13 protein-coding genes are annotated in these 12253 nt (G+C 45.7%); 8 read left to right on the forward strand and 5 right to left on the reverse strand.

Translation table 11 applies throughout. The features are described from left to right. Position 1: 1 nt before the first annotated feature. Positions 2-178, reverse strand: a complete 177-nt coding sequence (lptM, locus tag PPIS_RS15465; protein WP_010378139.1) for an LPS translocon maturation chaperone LptM — start codon at positions 176-178, stop codon at positions 2-4. A 155-nt stretch (positions 179-333) separates the two neighbouring features. On the opposite strand from lptM, the gene cyaY reads away from it, so the two are divergent. The 7 genes from cyaY (at position 334) to add (PPIS_RS15520) (ending at position 7889) form a co-directional block, all read left to right on the forward strand. After that, positions 334-654, forward strand: a complete 321-nt coding sequence (gene cyaY / locus PPIS_RS15470; protein WP_010378141.1) for an iron donor protein CyaY — start codon at positions 334-336, stop codon at positions 652-654. Beyond that, entirely contained in the window at positions 654-1310 is a 657-nt protein-coding gene (locus PPIS_RS15475; protein ID WP_010378143.1) for an alpha/beta hydrolase, read from the forward strand. Before cyaY ends, PPIS_RS15475 begins: the two co-directional genes overlap by 1 nt. A 45-nt stretch (positions 1311-1355) precedes the next feature. Next, entirely contained in the window at positions 1356-2801 is a 1446-nt protein-coding gene (locus PPIS_RS24915; protein WP_145957335.1) for a DUF2914 domain-containing protein, read from the forward strand. A 103-nt stretch (positions 2802-2904) separates the two neighbouring features. Further along, entirely contained in the window at positions 2905-3843 is a 939-nt protein-coding gene (gene hemC, locus PPIS_RS15505) for a hydroxymethylbilane synthase (RefSeq protein WP_010378145.1), read from the forward strand. Further along, positions 3844-5661, forward strand: a complete 1818-nt coding sequence (locus tag PPIS_RS15510; RefSeq protein ID WP_010378146.1) for a uroporphyrinogen-III C-methyltransferase — start codon at positions 3844-3846, stop codon at positions 5659-5661. Then, entirely contained in the window at positions 5658-6761 is a 1104-nt protein-coding gene (locus tag PPIS_RS15515) for a heme biosynthesis HemY N-terminal domain-containing protein (RefSeq protein ID WP_010378149.1), read from the forward strand. The genes PPIS_RS15510 and PPIS_RS15515 overlap by 4 nt, the downstream gene beginning before the upstream one ends. Positions 6762-6893: 132 nt before the next feature. Next, entirely contained in the window at positions 6894-7889 is a 996-nt protein-coding gene (gene add, locus PPIS_RS15520) for an adenosine deaminase (RefSeq protein ID WP_010378151.1), read from the forward strand. A 20-nt stretch (positions 7890-7909) separates the two neighbouring features. On the opposite strand, the gene PPIS_RS15525 is transcribed toward add (PPIS_RS15520), so the two are convergent. Then, on the reverse strand, positions 7910-8320 hold the full coding sequence (locus tag PPIS_RS15525) for a CBS domain-containing protein (protein WP_407873786.1): 411 nt from the start codon (positions 8318-8320) through the stop codon (positions 7910-7912). Between the two features lie 172 nt (positions 8321-8492). Between PPIS_RS15525 and add (PPIS_RS15530) the strand changes: the two genes are divergently transcribed. Continuing rightward, on the forward strand, positions 8493-9143 hold the full coding sequence (gene add / locus PPIS_RS15530) for an adenosine deaminase (protein ID WP_321527299.1): 651 nt from the start codon (positions 8493-8495) through the stop codon (positions 9141-9143). A gap of 20 nt (positions 9144-9163) precedes the next feature. Here add (PPIS_RS15530) and PPIS_RS15535 read toward each other — a convergent pair whose 3' ends face one another. The 3 genes from PPIS_RS15535 to ubiD all read right to left on the reverse strand — a co-directional run bounded on the left by PPIS_RS15535 (position 9164) and on the right by ubiD (position 12190). Continuing rightward, positions 9164-9574, reverse strand: a complete 411-nt coding sequence (locus PPIS_RS15535) for a CBS domain-containing protein (protein WP_407873786.1) — start codon at positions 9572-9574, stop codon at positions 9164-9166. A 352-nt stretch (positions 9575-9926) separates the two neighbouring features. Further along, positions 9927-10640, reverse strand: coding sequence for an NAD(P)H-flavin reductase (gene fre / locus PPIS_RS15540; RefSeq protein WP_010378155.1), 714 nt, complete (start codon positions 10638-10640; stop codon positions 9927-9929). 77 nt (positions 10641-10717) lie between these two features. Continuing rightward, a complete protein-coding gene (ubiD, locus tag PPIS_RS15545; protein ID WP_010378157.1) occupies positions 10718-12190 on the reverse strand; it encodes a 4-hydroxy-3-polyprenylbenzoate decarboxylase in 1473 nt (490 codons plus the stop codon). Between the last annotated feature and the right edge of the window lie 63 nt (positions 12191-12253).

Consider the following 12253-nt stretch of genomic DNA (forward strand, 5'->3'; position numbering starts at 1 on the left):
TTTAACGCTCCTGTTGTTCTGCTTCAGGCTGCTTTGCTTGTGCTGCTTTCGGTTGGTTTGATTTTTTAGCCTGTTGTTCAGGCAAATAAAGCGGACCGCTTTGACCGCAACCCGATAATCCGATTAAAGTAGTAAAAACAAGTGCCGTTACGCTAAATTTATAAGGTGTCGCTTTCATTAGATAATTCGTGTCAGTGCCTTTATAATCGCAGAGTAACAGAATTGATAAAAAAAGCAGCTTTTCGCTATTGAAATTTCGTCTTCATCAAATTGCTCAAATAGCGAGTTAAGCTTAGGCACCATGCCGCAGTGCGTCAGTAAGAGGAAATCACGATGACAGAAAGTGAATATCATGAGTTAGCCGATGCGCTAATGTTGACTATTGAAGAGCAGATCGATGATTGTGACGCTGATTTAGATTACGAATCAGCATCGGGAATTCTAGAGATTATTTTCCCTGACAAGAGCAAAATTGTTATCAACAAACAAGCACCGTTGCACCAAGTCTGGGTGGCGACTAAGTTTAATGGTCATCACTTTGAGTTGCGTGGCGATCAGTGGATTGATAATCGCTCAGGTGCTGAGTTTTGGCAGTTTATGAGCGACGCGGCGACTAAACAGGCAAATATCGCAATAGAGTGGCAGCACGATTAATGTTGGAATTTGTAGATTATCCTGCCAAAGGACGACATAAAGCGAGTATTATTTGGCTCCATGGTTTAGGCGATTCAGGTAACGGCTTTTTACCGATTGCCTCTGAGTTAAACCTGCCTGACGAATTGGGTGCACACTTTATTTTCCCACATGCACCACAGCAGCCGGTCACCATAAATGGTGGCATGGTGATGCGTGCTTGGTATGACATTAAATCATTTGATCTGGATAAAAGAGCGGATGAGCAAGGTGTGCGAGACTCATCAGCTCAGGTCGAAGCGTTAATTCAGGCACAGTTAGATAAAGGTATTCCAGCTAACCGTATTATCCTAGCTGGTTTTTCTCAAGGGGGAGTGATTGCGCTCCATCTTGCACCGCGTTTAACTGTTAAATTGGCCGGTGTCATGGCACTATCAACTTATATGTGTGTGCCTGAAAAGCTCAGCGCAGAAGCACAGCAAAGCGAGCTCACTATTTTTATGGCGCATGGCAGTGCTGATCCTGTCGTGCCGATGTTTGCAGGTGAGCACGCATTTAACACGTTACAACAGCAAGGCTATGAAGTGAGCTGGCAAGACTACCCAATGGAGCATCAGGTCTGTCTTGAAGAGTTAAAAGCCATTCGCGCTTGGTTAATAACGAGACTGAGCGATTAATATTAAGTGGTATAAGGTACTGGTGACAGATACAGGAGCAAAGCAATGTCACAAAAGATTGTCATAAAAACGTCGGTGAGTAAGCAACCCTCAGAGCCCTCAGCGGTGACCTATCAATGGCACTGGAAACGCATTTTTATGGCAACGGCAGCATTTGCTGGCATTGCAACCGCGGGTGTTTATGGTGTCGTGGATAACGTCAACGCAGACGAAGACGATGTCCAAGTGGCAGTACCTATACATGCCACCATAGCGAAAACCGATACATCGCTGAATGATTCTCCTGCATCAGTAGTCTCTAATGAGGAACATGAGGGTGAGCAGCTAAGTGCGGATACCTCAGCCGATAGCGTTTTAACGACACCCGAACTCACTCCTGCTGGTGCCGCGACGACCTCAATAGAGGTCGCTCAAGTCATTGCGTTAGACCAGGAACAGCAACAAGCTTCTGAAGAAACAGAAACAGAAACAGAAACAGAAACAGAAACAGAAACAGAAACAGAAACAGAAACAGAAACAGAAACAGAAACAGAAACAGAAACAGAAACAGAAACAGAAACAGAAACAGAAACAGAAACAGAAACAGAAACAGAAACAGAAACAGAAACAGAAACAGAAACAGAAACAGAAACAGAAACAGAAACAGAAACAGAAACAGAAACAGAAACAGAAACAGAAACAGAAACAGAAACAGAAACAGAAACAGAAACAGAAACAGAAACAGAAACAGAAACAGAAACAGAAACAGAAACAGAAACAGAAACAGAAACAGAAACAGAAACAGAAACAGAAACAGAAACAGAAACAGAAACAGAAACAGAAACAGAAACAGAAACAGAAACAGAAACAGAAACAGAAACAGAAACAGAAACAGAAACAGAAACAGAAACAGAAACAGAAACAGAAACAGAAACAGAAACAGAAACAGAAACAGAAACAGAAACAGAAACAGAAACAGAAACAGAAACAGAAACAGAAACAGAAACAGAAACAGAAACAGAAACAGAAACAGAAACAGAAACAGAAACAGAAACAGAAACAGAAACAGAAACAGAAACAGAAACAGAAACAGAAACAAGGGCTGAAGCTAAAAATCAATTTGATGCTGAAGCGCGTATAGCCAGTGTCGCGCTAGGGGCAAAAATCGACACGCAATTTATCAGTCGTGCTGTACTCACTACTATGATTGACGATCGCGAACCAACGAACGTGTTGAAAGACGTAATTGCGACCACTCAGTTTAGTGACAAGCTTTACTTTTTCACTGAAGTACACGCGCTTCAAGATCAAGTGGTGTCGCACCTGTGGTTTCATCAAGACGAGCTGATGGCAGAAGTGGAGCTGCCGATCCAAGCCGCGCGCTACCGTACTTATTCAAGTAAGAACGTCATGCCGAGTCAAACCGGGGATTGGCGTGTTGAGGTGGTGACGCAGTCTGGGCAACTGCTTGCCCAAAAGACGTTCCGCATTGTGGATAATAGTCAGCAATAATCTTACTCGCAGTATCGTGTATGGCAGCTTGCGACTGACTGCCATCACCACACAGTTAACTCTTTGCAGTGGCAATAACGCTGCAATAAATGAAAGGCAAATCATGACAGAACAAGTTTCCATATTACGTATTGCAACGCGCAAAAGTGCTTTGGCGCTATGGCAAGCCGAATTTGTTAAGGCAGAGCTTGAAAAACACCATGCTAATCTAAAAGTAGAGCTCGTGCCGATGTCGACTAAAGGCGATAAGATCTTAGATACGCCACTGGCAAAAATTGGCGGTAAAGGGTTGTTCGTCAAAGAGCTTGAGCAGGCCATGTTAGAAGGGCGCGCAGATATTGCAGTGCACTCAATGAAAGATGTACCTGTTGATTTCCCTGAAGGGCTCGAGCTGCATACTATTTGTGAACGTGAAGACCCAAGAGACGCGTTTGTGTCTAATACTTATACTTCACTGGTAGAGTTGCCTGAGGGCGCTGTGGTTGGCACATCAAGCCTGCGTCGCCAATGTCAAATTCGAGCAGCGCGCCCAGACTTATTCATTAAGGATTTACGTGGCAATGTGAATACTCGCCTAGCTAAGCTAGATGCGGGTGAGTTTGATGCCATTATTTTGGCCGCCGCGGGACTTATCCGCTTAGAAATGGTGGATAGAATCGCAAGTTATATTGAACCAGAAGATTCATTACCGGCCAATGGTCAAGGTGCTGTCGGCATCGAATGTCGTAGCGATGATGCTCAAACCAAAGCATTCCTCGCACCACTGGAACACACTGATACACGTATTCGTGTACTTGCCGAGCGTGCAATGAACCGCCGTTTGGAAGGAGGGTGTCAGGTTCCAATCGGCGCTTACGCAGAAGTCTCGGGCGATCAGGTGCACTTGCGCGGCTTAGTGGGTGCTGTCGATGGCAGCGAAATCTTGCGCGGCGAATGCTCAGGTACGGTTGCAGAGGCTGAGCAACTTGGAATTCAATTGGCAGAATCTTTACTTGCGCAAGGTGCAGATAAAATTCTTGCTGAGGTTTATAGGGACGCTTAAATGAAAGTTGTGCTAACTCGACCCGTTGGCAAATCAGAGTCTTTATCTGAGTTACTGACACAGCAGCAAATTAGCTCAGTGATTTGCCCAGTATTACAGCTTAACGAAGTGGCAGTGAGTGACACCGCTAAAGCAATGATAAGCGAAGCCGAGTTAGCAATTTTTGTCTCGCCGGATGCGGTGCGATACTTTCACCAACTAGAAGTTCCATTAGCCGGACATTGCGCAGCTTTTGCTGTTGGTGAAGGCACGGCCGATGCTATCCAGCAGACCCTAAGTATCAAGGCTAAATACCCTAAACAACCTGATTCCGAAGGCTTGCTTGGACTCCCGCAGCTGTCCTCTGTGGAGGGCAAGCGTGTATTGTTGGTCAAAGGGAAAGGCGGGCGTCCCGTCATTGCGCAAACTTTAAAAGCGCGAGGTGCCATCCTTGACAGTCTGGTGGTTTATGAACGCGTTGCCGTAAAAGACAATGCAGATGGCTGGTTAGACCACTGGCGAAGCCAGCAGATTGAAGGTATAGTCATTACCAGTAATAGTGCAGCGGATGCGATTTTTAATACGCAGTCGTCAGCAAGTAAAGATTGGTTGGCTCAGCGCACTTTCTTTGTTGTGAGCCAACGTATTGCTGAGCATGTACAGCAATCCTATAACATCGAACAGTCTCAAATTGTGGTATGTAATGGCCCTGATAATCGTGCCATCGCAGGGAGTATCATCGACTATACCAAGCAGCAAGGGCGCAAAATGACTCAGTCTGAATCGCAAACAAAGAATACAAATACCCAGCAAGCTGCAAAAGCAGTAGAGCAAACCGTAACGCCACATCACGCGAAGGCTGGTGTGAGTAAGGTTGCGCTCCTTGCATTATTAGTGGCACTGGGTAGTGGCGCTGGTGCTGGCTATGTTTATTTGCAACAGCAACAACAGTTGCAACAAGCGTTGCTGGCTAACCAAGCGATTAACGCTGAAAATCAGCTATTAAACACGCAGCTGAGTGGTGCTAAGTCGCAACTTCAACGAGTAGAAAATGTGCTTGATTCGCTGCAAGACAATGTCGCAAAGCGATTGGCTGAGCAGCAGCAACATGTGGAAACCCAGTTAACGCAGACGCTTGCCAAGGCGCAGCAGCAAGTAAGCGGTGCAGTGGCCTCTGAGGCATTGTATTTACAGCGCCTTGCTGCATTTAAGGTGGCGGCAGAGCAAGATTATCTTGGCGCAATTGCTATCCTGCAGCGCTTGCAAGAGAGCTTAGAGTCTGAGTCCAACACGGCAGCTGTTAAGCAGGCGATTGCTAAAGACATTGCCGCTTTGAAGGCCTTGCCTAAGCCGCAAACGGAGTCACTTTACTTTGAGCTTCATGGTTTATTGTCTCAAGTTGATACGCTAACGATCAAAACTAAGCAAATTCCGCAAAAAGCAGCGAGTGAAGATGCTGCGCTATCGCAACAGGTTGATGATTGGCAAGCGAACTTAAAGCGCTCTTGGCAGGGATTGGTTGATGACTTTATTACCATACGTCACCATGATGAAGTAGTGATAGACCCACTCCTAGATAAAAACGAGCAGCTGCTTATACGCACGCAGCTGCGTGCTTATTTAACTCAAGCACAAACCGCATTAGTAGATCAACAAGCGAGCATTTACTTCAGTGCGCTTGATAGTGCAGCCGACACGTTGGCGCGTTATTTTGATACGCAACACGCGCCTGTGAACGCGATGCAGCAGGCTTTAAACAAGCTGAGCCGCAGTGAAGTTCAGCGCCAAGAGTCGATTGAGCTTGCCACCCCAGCAGCAGTAAAAGGGTGGCTAAAATGATGGCAAAAATCATCACCTTTACGCTTATCTTTATCGCGCTAGCCGCCAGTCATTTGCTCATTGATGAGAAAGGCTATGTGTTGATCTCTTTCAATCAAACCACGATTGAAGGCAGCATAGTGTCTTTCACTATCTTGTTGTTGCTTGCCATCACCGCTTTAGTGTTGTTAGGTAAGGTAGTGCGTTGGTCGTGGCATCGTCTAGTCAATACGAAAGGTCATTTTTCCAGAAAGCGTAAACTAAAAGCGCAACAAGCATGGAACGAAAGTTTGTGGCTATTTATTAACGGCGAAGTGGAACAAGCCGCAACCTTGTTGACGAAAACGCCGCAGCCGGATGAACGCCAAGACTATGTGCGTGCCATCGCAGCCAAAGCGGCGTTAAAACAAGGAGATGTTGTCAAAGCGAATACGGAGCTAGAAGCTATATCAGATGACAACCAAGGGCAGCTTGCGGCACTATGGCTAGAGGCAAATAATAGTGAACAGGCGTTGGCTTTACTTGATGATAAAATGTCTGCGGCTAAACCAACTTCAGCGGTGCTTAGCGGTTACATTTTAGCTTGCCTACAGGCTAAGCAACCCGAGCTGGCCGCTGCACAAATCGCGAAGTGGCACAAAAAGCTCAACTGGAGTGATACACAGTGGCAGAGTGTGTTCGAGCGCATGTTTGTGATAGCCCCAGAGCAAGCAGATACTTTGTTCAATATGCTACCTAAGGCAGTAAAAGCGCATGCAATACCAGCCCTTAATAAGGTAAAGCTGCAACAGGGGCGCATAGCGGAAGTGTTGGGGGAGCTCAAGAAGCTGCTCAAACAAGGTCAATATCACCAGCTGGCCGACTATCTGCAACACAGCACGCAAAGTAGTAATGAACTCAAATTAGCACTGCAGCAGCAATTGAAAAAGCATCCAGATGACAAGGAGCTGCTGTTCTCATTGGCTTGCCTTTGCAATGCTGAGGGGGACTATGAGCTTGCTGCGAAGATCTTTGATTCTTTAAGCGCTAACCCTTGGGAAGCGCGCTGGAGTAAGCAAGCTCAGCTCGCCTACGAAAAAATGCATACCTACGAGAAAGCGTATTTAATCGCAAAATCGTAATGAAAAGCCTGCGCAGCAATGTGCAGGCTTTTTTGTATTAAAGTTAGCTATACTCAATTCTGACATATGTCCTTGCTATCTCAGTTTAGGTGCGTATGATCCCAAAAATTTTAACTGCAAATCGAGTCTCTTATGATCAATAACACACTCCCACTATTAGATTTACATCGCCACTTAGATGGTAACGTTCGTGCTACAACGATTTTAGAACTTGGCCAGCAGTTTAATATGGATTTACCGGCAACGGATCTCGAAGGTCTACGCCCGCATGTTCAAGTGTTGGATAATGCCCCCAATCTAATGGCGTTTCTTGAAAAACTAGATTGGGGCGTAAAAGTACTGGGTGACTACGATGCTTGTCGCCGTATTGTGATTGAAAATGTTGCCGACGCAGTTGCACAAGGTATTGATTACACTGAGCTAAGGTTCAGTCCTTACTACATGGCAAAAACCCATAATCTACACCCGCAGGGCGTTGTTGAAGCCGTAGTAGATGGTGTACAAAGTGCAGTCAAGGGTCAAGACATCAAGGTTAATCTGATCGGGATTATGTCACGCACATTTGGTGTGGAGAAATGCCAATATGAACTAGACGCGCTACTTGCCTTTAAAGAGCAGTTGGTTGCGATTGACCTCGCGGGTGACGAACTGGGCTTCCCGGGCGAGCTGTTTATTGAGCATTATAAGCAGGTTCGCGATGCTTACCTTGGTGTGACGGTACATGCTGGTGAAGCTGAGGGCGCGGTAAGTATCTGGCAAGCCATTAAAGAACTAGGTGCAACACGTATCGGTCACGGAGTTAAAGCAATCCATGACCCAGCTCTAATGGATTATTTACGTGATAATCGTATTGGGATCGAGTCTTGCCTAACCAGTAACATCCAAACAAGCACTGTCGAAAGTTTAACCACGCATCCATTGAAAGCATTTTTAGATCATGGTGTATTGGCGACCATCAATACCGATGACCCTGCGGTTCAAGGTATCGAGTTGGATAACGAGTATAGCCATGCAGCTGCGGCGGCAGGTTTAGATTTGAGTGATATCCATCAAGCGCAGCGCAATGCGGTTGAGATTGCCTTTTTAAGCGAAGCTGATAAAAAAGCGTTGCTTGCTAAGAAAGCGTAGGCTGAAGTTGCTGTGTGGGATCATCCCGCACAGCTAAGATAACTCTCTTTTAGCGCCGCAACGACTTGGCTGCGCGTCACAATACCAATCACTTTGCCTTCATTGAGTACGGGATAAACCTTAGGGCTATTTTGCTGCATGCGTTGTGCAAGGTCGACAACGGTTGTTGCAGCTTCAATGCTGAGGGCAGGCGTAGCCAGTAAGTCTCTCAGATGTACTTTACCATCACAAAAGTAGCTGGAATTAAGCAAAGGCTTGAGTAGCTGCTGCTCTGAAATAAATCCAACAAGATGACGCTGTGCATCAATCACTGGCGCACCAATTAAATGATGCTTTTGTAGCAAACTAATTGCGTCGGTTAGTTCGGTCTCGGCGGTTAACAGTGGGAAATCGGGTGACATAATGTCACGAACATAGAGTTTACTCATCATACTTCTCGCGGTGTTTGTGTGTAATATGAGAGTAGCGGGTGAGACTGCTTTGGTAAAATGGATTGTTTTGATTGGTTTGTTCTGTTTTTCCAATGTGTGACTAAAGACCAGCCACACATTGGATAAATTGCTATTAAATAACTTGTCTTAAGTTACTTAACCTGAGGTTTGGATAAGGAATGTTCCAACTCATTGTTTAAGTGCAGTCAAGGGTCAAGACATCAAGGTTAATCTGATCGGGATTATGTCACGCACATTTGGTGTGGAGAAATGCCAATATGAACTAGACGCGCTACTTGCCTTTAAAGAGCAGTTGGTTGCGATTGACCTCGCGGGTGACGAACTGGGCTTCCCGGGCGAGCTGTTTATTGAGCATTATAAGCAGGTTCGCGATGCTTACCTTGGTGTGACGGTACATGCTGGTGAAGCTGAGGGCGCGGTAAGTATCTGGCAAGCCATTAAAGAACTAGGTGCAACACGTATCGGTCACGGAGTTAAAGCAATCCATGACCCAGCTCTAATGGATTATTTACGTGATAATCGTATTGGGATCGAGTCTTGCCTAACCAGTAACATCCAAACAAGCACTGTCGAAAGTTTAACCACGCATCCATTGAAAGCATTTTTAGATCATGGTGTATTGGCGACCATCAATACCGATGACCCTGCGGTTCAAGGTATCGAGTTGGATAACGAGTATAGCCATGCAGCTGCGGCGGCAGGTTTAGATTTGAGTGATATCCATCAAGCGCAGCGCAATGCGGTTGAGATTGCCTTTTTAAGCGAAGCTGATAAAAAAGCGTTGCTTGCTAAGAAAGCGTAGGCTGAAGTTGCTGTGTGGGATCATCCCGCACAGCTAAGATAACTCTCTTTTAGCGCCGCAACGACTTGGCTGCGCGTCACAATACCAATCACTTTGCCTTCATTGAGTACGGGATAAACCTTAGGGCTATTTTGCTGCATGCGTTGTGCAAGGTCGACAACGGTTGTTGCAGCTTCAATGCTGAGGGCAGGCGTAGCCAGTAAGTCTCTCAGATGTACTTTACCATCACAAAAGTAGCTGGAATTAAGCAAAGGCTTGAGTAGCTGCTGCTCTGAAATAAATCCAACAAGATGACGCTGTGCATCAATCACTGGCGCACCAATTAAATGATGCTTTTGTAGCAAACTAATTGCGTCGGTTAGTTCGGTCTCGGCGGTTAACAGTGGGAAATCGGGTGACATAATGTCACGAACATAGAGTTTACTCATCATACTTCTCGCGGTGTTTGTGTGTAATATGAGAGTAGCGGGTGAGACTGCTTTGGTAAAATGGATTGTTTTGATTGGTTTGTTCTGTTTTTCCAATGTGTGACTAAAGACCAGCCACACATTGGATAAATTGCTATTAAATAACTTGTCTTAAGTTACTTAACCTGAGGTTTGGATAAGGAATGTTCCAACTCATTGTTTCTAAAGCACAACTTAGTTTTTTCCTTGTCTAGCCAGAGAGTTTTAGGGAAAACAAGGCGAATTTACGCACCAATAGCTGGCTATTGGAAGTGAATTCAACGCAGTTAGCGCTAAAACTGGCTGCTAGAAAGGCATTAATTATCCGCAGCTCAGGTTACTTAATAAACGCAAAAGCGTCGGCGTACATAAAGTCACGCTCAGCACCATGATTGATAAAGTCATCACGCACGATGCCAATCATGTCAAAGCGGCCTGCCATATAGATGCTGTACGGCTCTAAAGAAACGATATCTTTCATCACAGCCTGATGAACGAAACCACGATGGCCTTTCCATGCTTCACTGGCATTTTCTACCACAGGAATAAACTGGAAATGTTTATTTGAGGCGGCCCAAGCTTCCATCTCCGCTTTTGCATAAAGCGCAGCTTCTTCTTTTACACCCCAGTAAAATAATACTGGTTGGTCGTAACCCGTTTCAGCCAAGTGATCGGCCATAGATTTGACATAAGAAAACCCTGTGCCGCCGGCAAGTAGTACTAGTGGACGCGCTTGATCAACACGGATCTGAGATACGCCAAGACCAACTTCTAATGCAACGGTTTGCTTTGTATCAAAAGCGTTACGTAGGTGATCTAGTGACTGCATGGCATAAGAGTCAGCGCCAGAAGCACCGATATGTAACTCTAACTGCTCTGTTTTTGAAGGACTGCTGGCAATCGAGAAAGCACGTTTGTCTTTTTCACCAAGTACCAATTGCAGATACTGGCCGGCTTCAAATTGCACCGCTTCTTCAGGTTTTAATATAACTTTGTGAACAAATTCCGTAAGAGGTGTAATTGAGACAACCTCTGCTGCTAATACTTGCATGTGTTACCTTTATTAAGCACGTGGCTAAAGTCTGTGCACTCTAGCATAGCTGAGTGCACAATGTTAGATGATATATGTCATTTGATGGTGATCCCTAGGGTATCCCAAATTTCGTCAACGCGTTGTTTAACCTCGGGATCCATAACGATAGGCTCGCCCCATTCACGGTCGGTCTCACCCGGCCATTTGTTGGTTGCGTCCATACCCATTTTAGAACCAAGTCCGGACACAGGGGAAGCAAAATCGAGATAATCGATAGGCGTGCTTTCAACTAAGGTGGTGTCTCTTGCGGGATCCATACGTGTGGTTATCGCCCAAATTACATCATTCCAGTCGCGAGCATTTACATCATCATCGCAAACAATGACAAACTTGGTGTACATAAATTGTCTAAGGAAAGACCATACGCCCATCATCACGCGTTTAGCATGCCCTGGATACTGCTTTTTCATGGTGACGACCGCCATGCGGTATGAGCAGCCTTCTGGTGGAAGGTAAAAATCGACGATTTCCGGAAATTGCTTTTGTAAAATCGGTACGAATACTTCGTTAAGGGCAACACCAAGAATAGCTGGCTCATCAGGCGGACGGCCTGTATAAGTGCTGTGATAAATTGGATCTTTGCGATGCGTTATATGGGTGACAGTCATTACAGGGAAGTCGTCAACTTCATTGTAGTAGCCGGTGTGATCGCCATAAGGGCCTTCTGGCGCGAGTTCGCCCGGTTGAATATATCCTTCTAAGACGATTTCGGCACTCGCTGGTACTTGCAGCTCGTTAGAAATCGATTTAACGACCTGCGTTTTACTACCACGCAGTAGACCCGCAAATGCGTATTCGCTCAAGGTATCTGGAACCGGGGTCACCGCACCTAAAATCGTCGCCGGATCAGCGCCAAGTGCAACTGATACCGGATACGGTTCGCCCGGATGCTCTTTGCACCACTCTTGAAAATCAAGCGCGCCACCGCGATGTGATAGCCAGCGCATAATAATTTTGTTTTTACCCAATAACTGCTGACGATAAATCCCTAGGTTCTGACGCTTTTTATAAGGACCTTTGGTTACCGTTAACCCCCATGTGATTAAAGGTGCGGCATCACCAGGCCAGCAATGTTGAATAGGTAGTGTAGTGAGATCGACCTCATCACCGCTCAATACGACTTCTTGGCATGGGGCTTTTTTCACTTCTTTGGCAGGCATATTCAACACTTGTTTGAATACCGGTAGCTGGCCAATGGCTTCTTTAATTCCCTTCGGTGGATCGGGTTCTTTTAAAAAAGCGAGTAACTTGCCGACTTCTCTTAGCTCACTGACATCGCTTTGTCCCATCCCCATTGCAACGCGCTTTGGTGTGCCAAATAGGTTAGCCAGTACTGGAATGTCATAACCTACAGGGTTTTCAAATAGGATAGCGGGTCCACCTGCTCGCAGCGTTCGATCTGCAATTTCAGTCATTTCTAGTTTGGTGGAAATGGGCTGCTTGACGCGAACAAGTTCTCCTTGTTTTTCAAGCTGGGCTATAAAATCTCGTAAGTCTTGGTATTTCATCGGCGCACTATGAGTTGAGTTTGGCCTAGTATATCAACTAGGCATATTTTTCCTAGCTGTACG

This window comes from Pseudoalteromonas piscicida (assembly GCF_000238315.3).
GTDB lineage: Bacteria > Pseudomonadota > Gammaproteobacteria > Enterobacterales > Alteromonadaceae > Pseudoalteromonas > Pseudoalteromonas piscicida.